Raw genomic sequence first — 16,579 nt, forward strand, 5'->3', positions numbered from 1 at the left:
CTGTAGTATATACGTCATCGCCTTGCTTAACAATCCAATCCCTTTTCTCGGCTATAGTTATGTCGTTCTATTCAGGTATTCGTAAAATTAAAACTGCTTGCCCAGATTCGCCATCTCAATCGCAGCCAGTGCGGAATCCCAGCCTTTATTACCAGCCTTCGTACCTGCACGCTCAATAGCCTGCTCAATGTTTTCCGTCGTCACTACACCGAAAATAACAGGCACACCTGTTTTCAGACTGCTTGCCGCCACACCCTTGGCCACTTCATTACAGACGATATCATAGTGCGAGGTAGAACCACGGATCACCGTACCCAGCGTAATAACAGCATCGTATTTACCGCTCGCAGCCATTTTTTGAGCAATCAGTGAAATTTCAAAAGCGCCTGGCACCCAGGCTACATCAATCTCATCTTCCTGCGCTCCATGCCGCTGAAGTGCGTCGATTGCACCGCTTAACAGCTTACTTGTAATAAACTCATTAAACCGGCCCACCACAATACCATACTTTAAACCATTCGATACGAGATTACCTTCCAGAAAACGTGCCATATGAATCAACCTCTCTTTTTTTAAAATAATGAGTTACACAACTGTACTTACAATGACAAACGACGACGATAATCAATCAAATCCTGAATACTGATCAGCTTCAAATGATGGTTCTTGGCGATCACTGCCAAATCAGGCACCCGAGCCATGGACCCATCTTCCTTTATAATTTCGCAAATGACCCCGGCAGGTTTGGAGCCGCAAAGCCGGGCCAGATCAACAGCCGCTTCAGTATGACCCGCACGCTGCAAAACACCCCCATCGCGGGCGATTAGCGGAAACATGTGACCAGGCTTGCGGAAATCGCTCCCCACGGCTGCTTCGTCGGTCAGCGCACGCACGGTCAATGAGCGCTCGACTGCTGAAATCCCCGTTGTCGTCTCTCTATGATCCACCGACACGGTAAAGGCTGTGCCGTGGAAATCTGTATTCTGCTCCACCATCGGCTGCAAACCCAGTGCCTCGGCTCTTTGCTCTGTAATCGGCATGCAGACCAACCCGCGGCCTTCGGTAATCATGAAATTAATGACCTCTGGGGACGCTTTTTCAGCCAGAGCGATAAAATCGCCTTCGTTTTCCCGTTGCTCATCATCCACCACGATCACGACTTTACCGTTTTTTAGATCCTCCAGCGCTTCTTCAATGGAATCCAGACGAATTTCCACTTCCTGCTTTAACACACCATACTCCACTACGTCAGCCGCTATATTTGAATGGCTCTCTCTGCTCCCCGTTTCCATTATGCTTTCCTCCTTATTTCTTGTGGCATCAGGCAAAGCCGTGTTTCGCCAAATAATCCAGGCTCATAGGAGCTTTCTCCGTTCCCTCCGTCGCCGCTGATCTTCCGTAATTCAAAAGCTGCTCTACATATTTACCTAAAATGTCGCATTCAATATTGACAGTGTCTCCCTCACGTTTGGCTTGTAAGGCCGTTTCGGATAAGGTGTGGGGGATGATGGATACAGCAAAGGTATCTCCCGTACGCTGTGCAACTGTGAGGCTGATACCGTCGAGTGTAATCGAGCCTTTAAGAAGAATATATTTGAATATTGCCTGATCTGTAGGCGCAACTTCGTACACAACCGCATTCTGATCTGATGTCACCCGACCAATCGTGCCCGTTCCATCCACATGTCCTTGCACGATATGCCCTCCAAACCTGCCGTTCGCAGCCATGGCCCGTTCCAAATTGACTCGGCTACCGGATTTCAATTCTTTCAGATTGCTGCTGCGAAAGGTTTCAGGCATCACATCAACCTTAAAATCCTTAGTGCCCACCTGTGTTGCGGTCAGACAAACACCATTCACGGAAACACTGTCTCCTATTTTCAAATCGCCCAATACCACAGAACCCGCAATGCTCAGTACCATCGCTTCTCCGCTTCTGGAAATCTGCTGAATGCGTCCCACTTCCTCGACCAATCCGGTAAACATGCCTTCACTCCTTTCCATCTAAAGTTCAGTTCATCCTTAATTCATCAGCCGTAAGCGCAAAAAAAAACCCAGTCCGGATAACATCCGTCATGGGGGTGATGAGAGTCAAATTTGCAGTATACAAACGCTGTCCAAATACAAATTGAGACCGCATGAATGATAATTTTGCCAATAGAAAGCATGACTGACCATACAACCAAATACGCTCAGAGCGCCTGCAAAAAAAAGCTTGAAGAACAAGCAATCTTCCGTATGCTGCCTGCAACGAAATAAGCCGTACGTACAATTAAATATGCTAAAAATCGGCACATGTCACGTCATGCACATGCGCTTCGTATCCTTCTCTCATCCAGACTATACTGTCGGTCCCGGAATTGCACCAGGTCCACCTTCTGCTGATCGTTCAGCATCCGGGTCACGGACTAAGTCGCCCTGTTTATCGCAGAAGCGATTTACAGACACGTCATCACCGCCGGTGGGGAATTGCGCCCCGCCCCGAAGGATCTTGCTCTTATTCAATTGAATTAGCATAACTTGTTACGTATATTAGCACCGACTTCTAAAAAAAGCAAGTTAACTGATAGACGCTTCTGCTTTTGTTTTGACATATTGGCTGGAAAGCTCTTCAAACCAGGCTCTATCATTCATGTGAAGCGCCAGATCAATCAGATCGGCCAGTTCTTCGATTCCGAGCTGCGTAGCATGATCGAACGTAACGACCGCTGAAGCGGTTGGTTCAAGGCCACCCTCCGCGCATATGTCGTAATCCAACCGTACATCAACATACCCATCGATAAACTCGCATTTCAGAAAATAAATAATCTCGCACATTAAAATGGGACGCACCTGCATTTCCAGCACACAATCCATCACCTTGGCGGAATAATGCTGGTTCGTCAGCGTAAATTTGTGTTCCGTCGCTGCTAGCGATGTCCGTCCAAAGTCATCCGTAAATTTAAGTTCCACTGGCGTGATATTCATGACCTTAGGAATTTGCTTCTTTATAATTTCTATTATTTCAACTGCATTCAGCTTAATCATACCTGCACCTCATTGCATCTTAAAATTCAGGGAAAGCTCTAATTCAACATGTTTCACATAGGCCTTTACTCCTATATCGGAAATCATTACCTGATTTTTTATGCTTCATTCCATAAACGACAAAAAAGATTCTTCGCGCAACAAGCGCAAAGAATCTTGATCGAATCGGTACCGCAGCATCCTATAATTATGTTCAACGTTTATTATGCAAAAAAACTGGATTATAGCTCCGAAATTTCATGTTTCTTTTTCAGAATATTCCAGCGGCGTTCAATCTCCTGCTCAAAAGTAGCCAGCGTGGCTTCCTCCTTGAGAAGATGTTTTGTTTTGCCCATTAATTTGAGCCATTCTGCGGCTGGAATCCGTTTTCCCTTGTCCTCCGGATTGTACGTAATCGTCGTACTTCCTTGCTCAATCTCGTACAGCGGGAAGAAGCAAGACTCCACAGCAGCCCCCACAATGCTGGTACCCAGTCTATCCTCGGATTTCCAGTTCAGCGGGCAGGCGCATAGGATTTTACCATAGGCCGTCCCCACGTTATTCGCATACCATTGTGCCTTGGCCGCTTTACGCAGCATATCCTGCGGATGGCTTTCGGCTGCCGTGAAGGCATATGGAATGTTGCAAGCAGCCATGATTTGCACGGTATCCTTATGGTGCCCTTGCTTCCCTTTTTGCATTTTTCCTACACCCGACGTACTGGTCATGTGACCGACCGGAGTGGAGTACGATTGCTGTGAGCCTGTATTCATATACCCTTCGTTATCATATTCCAGCATAATCAGCTTATGATTACGCAGAGCCGCACCAATCGCAGAACCCATACCAATATCCATCCCGCCGTCACCACTGATCATAATGAAGGTCGGATCATCCGCCATTTCAATTTCATTGCGGCGCTTCATCTCCATGTAAGCCTCCAGCGCTCCTGAGAGCGTAGCAGCCCCATTTTGAAAAAGATTATGAATCATAGGCTGCTTGTGTGACGTATACGGATAACCTGTCGTCACCACGTAAACGCAGCCTGTCTGGAACAGCACGACGATATCTCCCTCGATACCTTTGAAAAACAGCTCCAGTGCAGACAGCGCTCCACAACCCGGGCATGCCCCATGACCCTGTGTGAGACGGCGTGGTTTGGTCGTCAGTGAACGCAGCGGCGGGACCTTGACCTTGAGCTTGCCGGTCGCCTCATCCGGCGTGACCTGAATCAGACCCGTACGGTACGCATCGCCCCGTGGCGGCTGCATAACCTGCGGCATGACCTTGTCCGGGGACCCCGGATTAAGCCCGTAGTAATCAAAAAGCTTCTCGTTCCGTCCGGCTTCCGCCGCTTCAATAGCAAGCTGGAAGAACGCCTCAGCATCTTCTGCATAAAAATCCTTGCCGCCCAAGCCAAAGATGCGGCACAATACAAGCGTCCGGTTCAGCGGGTCCTCCTGCAAGGCCGCCTTGATTTCGTGCGTCAAATTACCGCCATCGGCGCCGTACGAGTCCGCACGTTCACCCACCAGCAGCGCCTTGACATGGCGCAATGCCTCTCGCAACTGCGCGGCGGGAAACGGCCGAATGATATTCGGACGAATCACACCAGCCTTAATGCCGCGCGCGCGCAACTGATCGACCACATCCTTGGCCGATTCAGCCGCCGAATTCAGCAGGAATACCGCAACCTCGGCATCCTCCATATGATAGAGATCCAAAATCGGATATTCCCGACCGGATAATGCGGCATATTCTGCGGCAACCTGCTCATATACTCCTTCTGACAGCTTTAACGCCTTGGATAACTGAGCATGATTATTCGTCAGGTCATCGCCGTTCATATGCGCCCCGACAGTAACCGGATGGTCAAAATCTGAAATATTCGGGTAATTCAGATTCGGGTTCGGACCCACAAAACCGCGCACGGTTTCAGCATCGGCAAAATATTGCACTTTACGCTTCTGATGGGACGTGTAAAAACCGTCATAAGCGACCATCACAGGCAGTCGAACATCGCTGTGCTCTGCGATTTTCAGCGCCATGATGTTCATATCATACACAGCCTGCGGCGTGCTTGCCGTCAGAATCACCCAGCCCGTGTTTAGTCCATAGTACAAGTCCGAATGATCCCCACGGATATCCAGCGGGCCACTGATAGCTCGGGTCACCAGATTCATAACCATAGGAAAACGAGTGCCAGACTGCACAGGCAACTGCTCCAGCATATACAGGAAGCCTTGCGAACTTGTTGCGTTCACAACCCTCGCTCCCGCTGCCGCAGCACCATAGCATATCCCTGCCGATCCATGTTCACCATCTGCCGCAACCAGCTTAATGTCATGCTGACCTCTCGTTCTCATTTGGTCCAGATACTGCGCCACCTCGGTCGAGGGTGTGATCGGGAAATATCCCATTATATGATAATTGATCTGCGCAGCAGCCGTAGCCGCCATTTCATTGCCGGATTCAAACGTCGTCACCTGTGCGGCGCCTGTCTGCTTGAGTTCCTTCTCCAGTTTCGCCATTACACGCCACCACCCTCATATACCGGAAATTGATGGGCAACCCGATGCTGCTCCGCCCATCCCCATTGCTCACGGCGTGAGCTTAATGCCCCCGATGGGCAAATATCTACACATTTCAGACATCCTTTGCAATACTGGTAATCAATCCCTTGTAAAAATGGCAACATTCTTCCGCGTTTGTCTGCTTGTTCTTCCCATACGAAACAGTAATCCGGGCAAATCGAATCACACTTGGCACAATGGGTACAGTTGTCAGCTTCATATTCAGGCACATAACCCTGACGTGAACCACTAACATCTCTCATCATGCTGTTCCCCTGCGTCGCAATGACGCCCCCCGATGGCTGCGTTTCGTACCCCAGCAAAGGCTGCGGACGTTCAAAAACCCGATCCTGCGCGTCATCAGTAACCGGATATACGTGCAGTTCCACTTCTTCAAAGCCACGGTTAAACGTACGCAAATTAGACTCCACCAACTGTGGATTTTTCTTTTCAAAGGTACTGCGAATAACCGATCTCATCGCCTCCGGATCTAAAAAATCACAGACGCGGAACAGCGCACCCAGCATGGACGTATTCAGCTTGGTCCGCTCCTCCAGTGCGATGCCCATCGCATCCACCAACGCCAGCGTACCGGATACCAGTCCCAAATCAGCCCGTATTTCCTCTGCCGGACGCGTGGAATTGACTACAACGATCCCATCCGCCGGAAGTCCGCTGATGACATTTACCGTTTTGTACAATGTTTCATGAAAAATGCCTACCACATGCGGTTGCTCGATTGGACTGTGATCGCGGATATCCACCCCAGAATCACAGAAGCGTACAAAACTTTTGATCGGGGTTCCCTTCTTTTCCGAACCATAGGACGAAAAATTTGAGGCATTTAGCCCCAGACCAAGCACGCCCGTTTCAGCCAGCATTTTACCAGCCAGATTAGCGCCGAGTCCACCAATGGATTCCAGCCGGATTTCAAAGAATCCGAGTCGATTTGTGCGCGTTAAAATAGACAATGTGATAAGCTCCCTTCTTTTGCAACCTGAGCTGAGCTTGAATAACTCATATAAAAAATGAAAAATGCATTCTAATGAAAAGGCTATCACAACACTTACTTTTCGAATGTGATTTTGTTCACTTTAATGCCTATGTGAATGGGAAAATCAGCAAAACGTCAAACAAAAGACAACAAAAAGCCGCCCTGTCCAAAGACAGAACGGCTTAAGTGTAACGTTATACAAAAAAGATTATGCATTTAACGGTATATTACGCGTCAAATACTTTAACCTCTTTCATTTTGTCGCCTTGTTTTACAGCATCAATGAATTCCATACCTTTGGTCACTTGACCAAATACAGTATGTACTCCATCCAAATGCGGCTGTGGAGCGTAGCAGATGAAGAATTGGCTTCCGCCTGTGTTACGGCCTGCGTGCGCCATGGACAGAACGCCTTTGCCATGCTTCGTTGTGTTCGTAGCTGTTTCGCAGTCGATCATATAGCCAGGACCGCCTGTGCCTGTTCCATTAGGACAACCACCCTGGGCAACAAAGCCTGGAATTACACGGTGAAAGCTCAAGCCGTTGTAATAGCCGCTGTTTGCCAGCTTTTCAAAGTTAGCAACCGTGTTTGGCGCTTCTTTTGGAAAAAAATCAATTTCGACGATACCGCCGTTTTCAAGATCTATTCTACCTTTTTTCATTGTTTGTAGCTCCTTTTCAACCTGTTTTGAAAGCTAAATAGCATCAAGTTCCAGTTTACTATGAATTGCCGCGCTTAGCAAAGCCTTGTCCAAAAAAAGAGACCATACTCCCCGGTATATCACTTCCGGCTAAATGGTCTACTTCGTCACGCATATCAAAAATCAGGAAGAAACCGTAATCTTGGCGTTGGGATGAACCGATGAACCGGCTTGGTTACGTACCAAGCGCTGTGGCACGACATCATTCCGAACGATATCCTCATGGCTTTCCCTGCGCACCACCAGCTCGGCCTCACCATTGTTTACAAATACAACCGCTGGTCGACGTATCCGGTTATAATTACTCGCCATGGAATAATTGTAGGCTCCGGTTGAAGCAACAGCGAGCAAATCCCCGCTGGTCGGACGCGGCAGCTCCACATTCCAAATAAGCATATCGCCGCTTTCACAGCATTTTCCTGCAATGGATACCGTCTCCTCGTTTAAATCGTGCGCCCGGTTAGCCAGCATGGCTTCATACTTCGCCTGATATAGCGCTGGACGCGGATTATCCGTCATTCCGCCGTCCACCGAGACATACTTGCGCACCTGTGGGATATCCTTGACGCTGCCCACGGTATACAAGGTCGTGCCGGCGTCGCCTACAATGCTCCGCCCCGGTTCAATCCAGATTTCAGGAAGCTCGTCATTCAGCCCAGCAAAATGGGTCTTGACCGCGTCACTAATGGCCTGTACATAGGAAGATACCTTCAGCGGAGTATCCTCTTCAGTATAACGAATCCCGAAACCGCCGCCCAAATTAATGACCTTAAAAGAGATTCGGAGTTGCTCCTTGATCTCTCTGGCAAAAGCGGCGACCCGCTCGGCAGCGATCTGAAAGCCGTCCACCTCAAAAATCTGCGAGCCAATATGGGAATGCACACCCAGCAGATTGAGCCGATCCAATTGTGCGGCTTGCTCCACCGCTTGATGAGCTGAACCGTTGGCAATGTCAAAACCGAATTTCGAGTCCGTTTGGCCTGTCGAAATATATTCATGCGTGTGCGCCTCTACGCCTGGCGTAACCCGGAGCAAAATATTCACCTGTTCTCCCCGCTCGGCCGCCAGTGCCTGCAACAAATGCAGTTCCATCGTACTATCGACTACAAAGCAGCCGATCCGTGCATCCAACGCCATTTCGATTTCTTCCGGCGTCTTGTTGTTACCGTGAAAATGGATACGCTCGGCCGGGAATCCCGCTTGTAGCGCGGTAAAAAGTTCCCCGTCGGAAACGACATCCAGCGACATGCCTTCCTCTGCCGCCAGTGCACACATGGCCATGACACAAAAGGCTTTGCTCGCATAGGCTACTTGAAAATTCAAACCGGTTGTACGAAATGCCTCTATAAACTCCCGGCAACGGCGGCGAACTAGCTGTTCATCTACAATATATAGCGGTGTTCCGAAACGCTCCTTTAGAAGGGTCGTGTCGCATCCGCCAATCTCCAAATGTCCAGTGCTATTAATTTTACTGTTTCCATGCAAATACATGTCCTGGCGCCTCTCTTTCTGGAACATTTAAGTCATATTCCATGAATATTAACACCAGTATAGCAAAAAAAGAATCAAGAAGAATGGATTTTTATGCAGATCATTTATATTAATGCTTTCGCTCATTGCCAGAGTTCGAATCCGTGCTTGCATCCATGTCCGGCATGCGCGTATTGTCCCGCGTTTTGTTAAAAGACGGACGGTTAGGCGCATTCAGTACAGGCATACGTAACAAGATGGAAGCCATCGCTTGGGCATTAAAAGGAATGAACGGCCACAGGTAGGAAGAATTGTATGACCGGTGCAGCGTCAGCATCAAAATGATCAGTGTCGTGCCTACGATAAAACCCGGAACTTGGAAAATAGCCACAGCGATCAGCAAAACCAGCCGGATTAGCCGATTCGCTAATCCCAATTCATAACTCGGCGTTGCGAACATCCCGATAGCAGCCAAAGCCATGTACAGCACAACTTCGTTGACGAAAAGTCCCGTTTTGACCGCAATATCCCCGACCAAAATGGCGGCGATCAAGCCCATCGCCGAAGCCAGCGGTGTCGGTGTATGGACAGCCGCCATGCGCATGAGATCGACCCCCAGCTCCACAATAATAAACTGGGCGATCAGCGGCAGATGGGCTTCCTTTTGAGGGCCGATAAAATCGAGAAACGCCGGTTTTAGCTCGGGATTGGTGACCATAAGCAGCCACATCGGAAGCAGGAACATTGAGGCGAAAATACCCAGAAATCGTACCCAACGCAGGTAGCTCCCCATAAAAGGCGTTTGCCGATTCTCTTCCGCATGTTGACACAGGTCAAAAAAGGTGGTGGGCAAGATCATCACGCTGGGTGAGGTATCGACGAAAATAACGAGTCGCCCTTCCATAATATGCGAAGCCACAACATCTGGTCGCTCCGAATATCGCACTAATGGATATGGATTCCAGCCTTTATTAATAATCGTCTCCTCTAATTGCTTATCCGCCAGCGGGATGCCGTCCAGATTAACGTTTTTAATTTTATCGCGTACCGTGTCCACCATCACTTTATCCACGATATCATCAATATAGCCCAAGCATATGTCGGTTCGGGTGCGGCGACCAACCTGCATCACCTCAAATTTAAGCCCGGGGTCCCGCAAGCGGCGGCGAACCAGACCCACATTTGTCATCATCGTCTCTGTAAAGCCGTCACGGGCACCACGTACAACGCGCTCCAGGGACGGTTCCTCGGGATTACGTACCGGATAATTACGGGTGTCCAAAATGACCGAAAAGCGCTCACCTTCCATAAAGAAGGCGCTATAGCCTGTCAGCACCTTGTTGATGACAACCGACATTTTTTCTGTCTTTTCCACCTGAATATGCGGAATATAATTTTCAAAATACGATTGCAGTCCGTCTGTAGACAAATCATCCGGTGTCAGGTAGGTGAGCCGCTTCAGCACTTCAACCATGATCAGGTCCTTGGCAAAGGTATTCAGAAACAGATAGCCAATATGATGCCCGGCTAGTGTCATCTCCCTGAATACGACATCAAAGGTCTCTCCCAGTCCGATTACTGTTTTGAGCGTTTCCCGATTATCCTTCATTCTTGGTGATATATCATCCTCGCCCTGCCAGTAGAGGACGGATTCCTCTACGTTATCAGAACGCTCACTCTCTTTTTTGTGCTTAAAACGTTCTGACTCCTGTGCCTGCCTTTTTTTCCACGGACTCATTTCTTCCTTGCCAGCAGTATGACCTTCATTCCCGATGGCTCCATCCTCCTGATGTTCTTGATCCGGTCTATGCTCCATATCTCTTGCCCCCTTCACTTTCCTTGTTATCGGTTGTATACGAACCAGTCAAAAAACGAACCCGTCATCTTACCCAGCACCATCGCTATCAGCAGGCTAAACATATACACGGTCATATGGAGCCGCTTGGCGAGTATAGGCAAGAGATTCAGTACCTCCGTCAGTGCTGCGGCGAGTAAACCGATAAACACTCCGCAAAACAACCCCGGTATCCAAGTAAGTACGTTCGGCAACGGCAAGCATATATTCCAAAAATCGGATACCGTTCCCACCACTGAACCTAAAACCATAGATTTTTCGTATGCTCGTGATTTGTTATAGGTACGGGTAAGCTGTGCAAGCCGTGGAATCATATCCAGCACAATAAAAAGTGCGATCACGCCACCACCCACCGCAACGCCTCCGGCGATGCCTAAAATGATCTGAAGTGCACCCTGTACATATATCATCATCGGTGCTGATCCTTCGTATGCATGCGGGCCATCTTTTCATATTCTTCCGCCACAACGTACTGATCCACATTTTCCTGATACAGATACATTTCCACTTCCAGCGGCGTCGGCTCCTCGTTCCATTTTTTTTTGAATAAATGATTAAAGAACACAATCATGCCAAAGCCGATACCGATCGAATACGCAATCTGGAACAGATATGGATGCTCATCTTTGTGTCCGGTAATCATCTCAACAATTCGCACCTGCACCTCCATCATGCTGACGTCAGCGTGGAAATTCATAATCGTGAGCGCAGAGCCAAAGAACAGAAGCACCCATACCAGAACAAACAATATTCTGGATGGCTTACGCGGTTTCTCCACGATTTCCACAAGCACATGTGGCTTGCCGAGAGATTCCACGACAACACCCGGAATACGTTCTCTTATTTTCGAAATGATTTGCAGCATGTCCACCAGTATCAGATTGCCGTCCTGCTGCTGAGGCCGCTTGAGAACAAGTCCCAGCAGCTCGTTTTCCCATTCGGGATCTGCCAGCAGATGGGCTACATCCCCCAAATGCAAGTCATGCCCCTGTAACATGCGTACACGACTGCGGAGACGTAAATACACTATGGGAGCCACTGTAGGAGCCGGATTATGAGTCATCCGATCCCCTCCTTATCCTCGTAATTACCGATTAGTATGAGGAGAAGTCAGGAAACATATTCTGCACTCATTCTTTTTTCTCTACGCAAAAAGGGTATCCCTGACCATGAACATGGCTTGGGAATACCCTTTGAATCCTCACCGATATTATTGAGCAATCTGATCGCGAATCAACTGCAAAATCTTTTTTTCCAGCCGCGATACCTGCACCTGGGAAATACCAAGCCGGCTTGCGACCTCTGATTGGGTCTGATCGCGATAATAACGCAGATATACAATGAGCCGTTCCCGCTCAGTCAGCCCGCCGATAGCCTCATTCAACGCCAGCTTGTCAAACCAACGCTCCTGCGATTCATCAGCTATCTGATCCATGAGCGTAATCGGGTCGCCGTCATTTTCGAACACCGTTTCGTGAATCGAGGTTGGCGGCTTGTTAGCCTCCTGGGCAAAAACAACATCCTCTGGTGTAACCCCCAGTTCATCTGCGACTTCTTTGATCGTAGGTAAACGGTTCAACCGATTGGACAGCGCGTCCTTCATTTTGCGGACCTTATTGGCCGTCTCCTTGAGGGAGCGGCTAACCTTGAGCGTGCCGTCATCGCGCAGAAAACGTTGAATTTCCCCAATAATCATCGGGACCGCATACGTTGAAAATTTGACTTCATAGCTTAGATCGAATTTGTCCACCGATTTTAACAAACCGATGCAGCCGATCTGAAAAAGATCGTCAGGTTCATATCCCCGGTTCATAAAGCGCTGCACGACAGACCAGACGAGCCGGATATTACTATTGACCAGCGTCTCACGGGCATCATTATCACCGGATTGACTCAGCGCAATGAGCCGCTTGACTTCCGCATCCTCCAAATAGCTGTTCGAAGTTTTTTTTCCTCCTGCTTCCATAGGATCAACCCCTAATTATATAAAGCTTTCTTGGACTCAATCCTTTTCTTCATCCGGACCGACGTGCCTCCGCCCGGCTCACTGACTGCTTCAAACTCATCCATAAAATTTTCCATAATGGTAAAACCCATTCCAGACCGTTCCAATTCAGGCTTCGACGTATACAGTGGCTGCTTCGCCAGCTCCAGATCCTCAATTCCTCTTCCTGCATCTTCAATCACCAATGTAACCACGTCCGTTTCAATTCCGACCTTGATCGTCACAACTCCGGACGGATCGCTGTTATAGCCGTGAATAATGCTGTTCGTCACCGCCTCGGACACCACGGTTTTCAAATCGCTCAGCTCGTCCATCGTCGGATCAAGCCGGGAAATAAAGGCAGCGACAGCGACGCGGGCAAAAGCTTCATTCTCGGATCTGGCGGCAAACTGCAAGCTCATGAAGTTGTTTCCCGTACTTTCTCTCATGACACCACCTCCAGTTCCGTGAGCGCATTTCCCTCGTTTTCATATACAGGCATGATTTTAAACAGGCCTGACATATCCAACAGTCGGTGTACTGGCGGATTGACATCACAGACAGCCATCTTTCCGCCCTTTTGTTTAATCAGCTTGTAACGTCCTAAGATAACGCCAAGGCCGGAGCTGTCCATAAACTGAAGATTTTTTAGGCTGAGCACGATATGCTCGCATTGACGGCGCTGAATCGCCTCATCCATTTGCATACGGACCATGTCCGACGTATGGTGATCAAGCTCACCGGACAGTCTTACAATCAACACCCTCCGGTGATGCTCCATTTCAATTTGCAGGTTCATGCTTACTCACTCTCCTCCCGGTCTTGGACAAGGTTTTCTACGCAGCCGCAGACGATTCCTGCCCTCCGACAAAACTAGAAGAAAACCCCTTAAAATCTACAAAGAAAACAGATTCGACAAGGTACGTTTAAACAATTTCCACCATCCAGCCTTCTCCACCGCTACGGGTGAGATTATGTTAAACTCCTTGAGCCGTTTACCATCCTGATAGACAACCAGCTTGCCGACCGGATCACCTGCACGGACAGGAGCTTTCAGACTTGGAGCGAGTTGCAGCTCATGACGCAGCGTTTCCTTAGTTCCGCCCTTTTTCACCAGCACACTGTAGGAACGATCTGCCTGAATTTTCAGTTCCGGCAGTACACCCTTCTCGACCTTCACGCTTCCCAGAAGGTCACCTGGCTTGTACACTGATTTCATTGTGTACTGGGAAAAAGCATAATTAAACATGGAGGATACTTCATTGTTACGTGTTTTAGTATTCGGTTCTCCAAGTACGACAGCGACTACACGCATACCATCACGCTTGGCAGTAGCGGAAAGACAAAATTTCGCTTCCCCTGTAAAGCCTGTTTTCAACCCGTCCGCTCCAGTATAGAAGCGAACCAGCTTATTCGTATTCACCAGCCAAAACGGCTTGGCCGAGGATTTGCGTAAATAGTCCTGATACGCTCCTGTATATTTCGTAATTTGGGGATATTTCAACAGTTCACGGCTCATGACCGCAATATCATGCGCAGAAGAATAGTGATTTTTTACCGGCAAACCATTGCAATTGGCAAAATGGGTATCCTTTAAACCAAGATGCTGCGCCTTGGCATTCATCAATTCGACAAAAGCCTGCTCGGAACCGGCAATTTTCTCAGCCATCGCCACGGAAGCATCGTTGCCGGAAGCCATCGCGACTCCTTTAAGCATCTCATCGACCGTCATTTCTTCTCCCGGCTCTAGAAAAATTTGCGATCCTCCCATCGAAGCCGCATATTCGCTGGCCCGTACTTTATCGGTCAGCTTGAGTTTGCCATCATGAATAGCCTCCATCGTCAGCAGCATGGTCATAATTTTCGTAATGCTCGCCGGAGGAAGCTTTTCACGGCTATTTTTTTCATAGATGACTGTACCCGTATCCGCATCCATCAGGATCGCCGAGAGAGCCTCGGGAGCCAGCTCGGCCGCAGAACCCTCCTGGAGCTTGCTTTCAGGTTTGCTTTCCTCGGCCCAACCACCGATGGGGACAGCAGTCAAGGCTACCAGACAAGCCAGGATGAACGCTACCACTTTTTTCTTCACAATCGGTTCCCTCCTCAACATATTGGCGTAAAACACCGGAGCCCGTAAGCTTACTCCTCCGGCCTATTCGCGTGCTGCTAACCATTGTCGTCAGATTGGAAGAAAAATATTCCATACGTTTAAAAACGTCAAATAGCACCAAGCTGAGTCAGCCTGGTGCAGATTTTCCAAAATTGAAATGAAAGAACGTCTATCGTCTGCGTGACAGCGACTTACATTCGACTGATCGTGAGGTACGTAAGACCTCCACCCGGTAAAAGATCCATTTTATTTTGGCTGAATACCCGTATATCAATAAAAGAATCGGCTTCAAGCTTCAGTTCAATCGTTCCACTCAAAGCACTGTAATGCAGCCCGCCAATCACCCGATCATCGAGATAAGCATACGCAGACCCTCCAATAACCTGTTCATCATTCACATGGAGCGCCAGTCGTGTACGGTTGCCATCTACTTGAAAATCGGTCGAAATATAGGCTTGTATTCTGTACTTCCCTGCTTGTTTGGCCCGCCAACGATTGCCCGTCGCCTCAAACTCGGTCAGTTCATCATAGCTGTTCTGGTTAAAGTTTATCCTATGCCATCTGCCTGCAGAAATATTTTGTCTTGCTCCCAGATAGACCTTGACAAAGGTTTCATCCAAGTGCTCGATTCCGTTATTTGAATATTTCTCCACTAGCAGCAAAGCCTGCCCTGTCCCGTTGTTTTTATAATAACGGTTATCCATGTAATTGAAATCCAAATGCGAACGAAGCGTCACCTGCTGCGTGGATGAGCTGCCCGAGAAGGAAACCAAATGCCTCAAATTGCGTGGGTATCCACCCACCTCATCCACTAAAATTTTTTTACCAATGACCACATCTACAAAATAGTCACATACTGACCCATAGATGTCGTCGTTTTTGTCCCTGAATTTGTCCGCGATGGCTAAAGTGGAGTCGCGAAGAGCAACATTCTTCGTCTCCTTCGTGGCCCCAATTTGAATAAAAGACGGAACCGTCACTCTATGTTCTGAGCTTAGTCCCTCAAACCAGCAGCCTATAAATTCGGCATTCATAAAATCATCAATTCGAATGGGTATATCAATTGAGCTTCCGTCCTTAATGTGCTGGCTGGCCAAAAATCTGGCCCCATTGGAGCTATTCAGATCGAGCGCCGTATCATTCCCCAGTGTAAAAAGCGCAAGGCTGGTAAACTGTGAACTTCTGTTCTGCAAGTGAATACCCGTTTTATTGTAATTAATCTCCGTACAATTAAATACATCCACATCGCTTTCGTAGCCCCAAAAAGCCGTCTCAAAATGCTCAATCAACACATTATCCAGCGTAACTCCGCCGCCCTTCCAATCTTGAATGCCTAAAGTACCTTTTCCATAATATCCGCGCTTGACTTCCTGAGAGAAAGGATTATTTAATAATGCTCGATCCGTCCCTTCGTACCGGATCGCCAGGTCATGAAACTGCACATTTTGAAAGCCGCTAAACGATGGAAGACTCTCGTCTCCAATTTGAAAACAAGGGCCCGTACCATAGTATTCAATCGACGTAACCCCCTTACCCTGCCGGTATCTGCCCTTATGAATGCCAAAAATACGTAAGCCCTGTTTGCGAATCTGTAGGGTGGAGGTTATTTTATATCGTCCACTCGGAATATGAAGCATGGAATAGTCGGGAGTCTTATTAATCAGTTCCTGCAAAGCTGCCGTATCGTCCCGGACACCGTCACCTGCTGCTCCAAACCAACTGGCATTTGCACTCCATTGATTGAATTCCTTTTCAATACTTTTAAAATTTTCATTTAATTGCTGCGGCGTCAGCTCTTTGCCCGTACCACTCAAATTCAACTTTAAACGGTCTGTGAAACGATCCGTCACTCGAACACCCCCATTTAATAAAAACACAGAAAATAT

16 protein-coding genes and 1 riboswitch are annotated in these 16,579 nt (G+C 48.3%); all 16 genes read right to left on the reverse strand.

Annotated elements, in window-relative coordinates; all coding sequences use genetic code 11:
* Nucleotides 1-87 precede the first annotated feature (87 nt).
* The gene (gene ribH / locus ACWGOO_RS09665) at nucleotides 88-552 is read right to left on the reverse strand and encodes a 6,7-dimethyl-8-ribityllumazine synthase (RefSeq protein ID WP_023989205.1); all 465 of its coding nucleotides are present in this window, start codon (nucleotides 550-552) and stop codon (nucleotides 88-90) included.
* Nucleotides 553-599: 47 nt separating this feature from the next.
* A complete protein-coding gene (gene ribB / locus ACWGOO_RS09670) occupies nucleotides 600-1,292 on the reverse strand; it encodes a 3,4-dihydroxy-2-butanone-4-phosphate synthase (RefSeq protein ID WP_452482838.1) in 693 nt (230 codons plus the stop codon).
* A 28-nt stretch (nucleotides 1,293-1,320) separates the two neighbouring features.
* Nucleotides 1,321-1,986, reverse strand: a complete 666-nt coding sequence (ribE, locus tag ACWGOO_RS09675) for a riboflavin synthase (RefSeq protein ID WP_452483003.1) — start codon at nucleotides 1,984-1,986, stop codon at nucleotides 1,321-1,323.
* Between the two features lie 333 nt (nucleotides 1,987-2,319).
* Nucleotides 2,320-2,493: riboswitch (FMN riboswitch) on the reverse strand.
* A 66-nt stretch (nucleotides 2,494-2,559) separates the two neighbouring features.
* On the reverse strand, nucleotides 2,560-3,027 hold the full coding sequence (locus ACWGOO_RS09680; RefSeq protein WP_452482840.1) for an IDEAL domain-containing protein: 468 nt from the start codon (nucleotides 3,025-3,027) through the stop codon (nucleotides 2,560-2,562).
* Between the two features lie 221 nt (nucleotides 3,028-3,248).
* Entirely contained in the window at nucleotides 3,249-5,537 is a 2,289-nt protein-coding gene (locus tag ACWGOO_RS09685) for a thiamine pyrophosphate-dependent enzyme (protein WP_452482842.1), read from the reverse strand.
* Nucleotides 5,537-6,550, reverse strand: coding sequence for a 2-oxoacid:acceptor oxidoreductase family protein (locus ACWGOO_RS09690; RefSeq protein WP_452482844.1), 1,014 nt, complete (start codon nucleotides 6,548-6,550; stop codon nucleotides 5,537-5,539). Before ACWGOO_RS09690 ends, ACWGOO_RS09685 begins: the two co-directional genes overlap by 1 nt.
* A 250-nt stretch (nucleotides 6,551-6,800) precedes the next feature.
* Complete coding sequence (locus ACWGOO_RS09695; protein ID WP_452482846.1) at nucleotides 6,801-7,235, reverse strand: peptidylprolyl isomerase; 435 nt, start codon at nucleotides 7,233-7,235, stop codon at nucleotides 6,801-6,803.
* Between the two features lie 162 nt (nucleotides 7,236-7,397).
* On the reverse strand, nucleotides 7,398-8,765 hold the full coding sequence (gene lysA / locus ACWGOO_RS09700; RefSeq protein ID WP_452482847.1) for a diaminopimelate decarboxylase: 1,368 nt from the start codon (nucleotides 8,763-8,765) through the stop codon (nucleotides 7,398-7,400).
* Between the two features lie 109 nt (nucleotides 8,766-8,874).
* Nucleotides 8,875-10,560: a spore germination protein gene (locus tag ACWGOO_RS09705; RefSeq protein WP_452482849.1), complete on the reverse strand. Its 1,686-nt coding sequence runs from the start codon at nucleotides 10,558-10,560 to the stop codon at nucleotides 8,875-8,877.
* A gap of 26 nt (nucleotides 10,561-10,586) precedes the next feature.
* The gene (locus ACWGOO_RS09710) at nucleotides 10,587-11,009 is read right to left on the reverse strand and encodes a stage V sporulation protein AB (RefSeq protein WP_452483005.1); all 423 of its coding nucleotides are present in this window, start codon (nucleotides 11,007-11,009) and stop codon (nucleotides 10,587-10,589) included.
* Complete coding sequence (locus ACWGOO_RS09715; protein WP_452482851.1) at nucleotides 11,009-11,662, reverse strand: stage V sporulation protein AA; 654 nt, start codon at nucleotides 11,660-11,662, stop codon at nucleotides 11,009-11,011. Before ACWGOO_RS09715 ends, ACWGOO_RS09710 begins: the two co-directional genes overlap by 1 nt.
* A 147-nt stretch (nucleotides 11,663-11,809) precedes the next feature.
* Entirely contained in the window at nucleotides 11,810-12,565 is a 756-nt protein-coding gene (sigF, locus tag ACWGOO_RS09720; protein WP_452482853.1) for an RNA polymerase sporulation sigma factor SigF, read from the reverse strand.
* Nucleotides 12,566-12,576: 11 nt separating this feature from the next.
* Nucleotides 12,577-13,032, reverse strand: coding sequence for an anti-sigma F factor (gene spoIIAB, locus ACWGOO_RS09725; protein ID WP_452482855.1), 456 nt, complete (start codon nucleotides 13,030-13,032; stop codon nucleotides 12,577-12,579).
* Nucleotides 13,029-13,382 carry an anti-sigma F factor antagonist gene (spoIIAA, locus tag ACWGOO_RS09730; protein ID WP_452482857.1) on the reverse strand — a complete coding sequence of 118 codons (354 nt, stop codon included), beginning with the start codon at nucleotides 13,380-13,382 and terminating at the stop codon, nucleotides 13,029-13,031. The genes spoIIAB and spoIIAA overlap by 4 nt, the downstream gene beginning before the upstream one ends.
* A 96-nt stretch (nucleotides 13,383-13,478) precedes the next feature.
* Nucleotides 13,479-14,672 (reverse strand): D-alanyl-D-alanine carboxypeptidase family protein, encoded by a 1,194-nt coding sequence (locus tag ACWGOO_RS09735; RefSeq protein ID WP_452482859.1) that lies wholly within the window; start codon nucleotides 14,670-14,672, stop codon nucleotides 13,479-13,481.
* 212 nt (nucleotides 14,673-14,884) lie between these two features.
* Nucleotides 14,885-16,543: a glycosyl hydrolase family 28-related protein gene (locus tag ACWGOO_RS09740; RefSeq protein ID WP_452482861.1), complete on the reverse strand. Its 1,659-nt coding sequence runs from the start codon at nucleotides 16,541-16,543 to the stop codon at nucleotides 14,885-14,887.
* Between the last annotated feature and the right edge of the window lie 36 nt (nucleotides 16,544-16,579).

It is taken from the genome of Paenibacillus sp. NPDC055715, assembly GCF_053617595.1.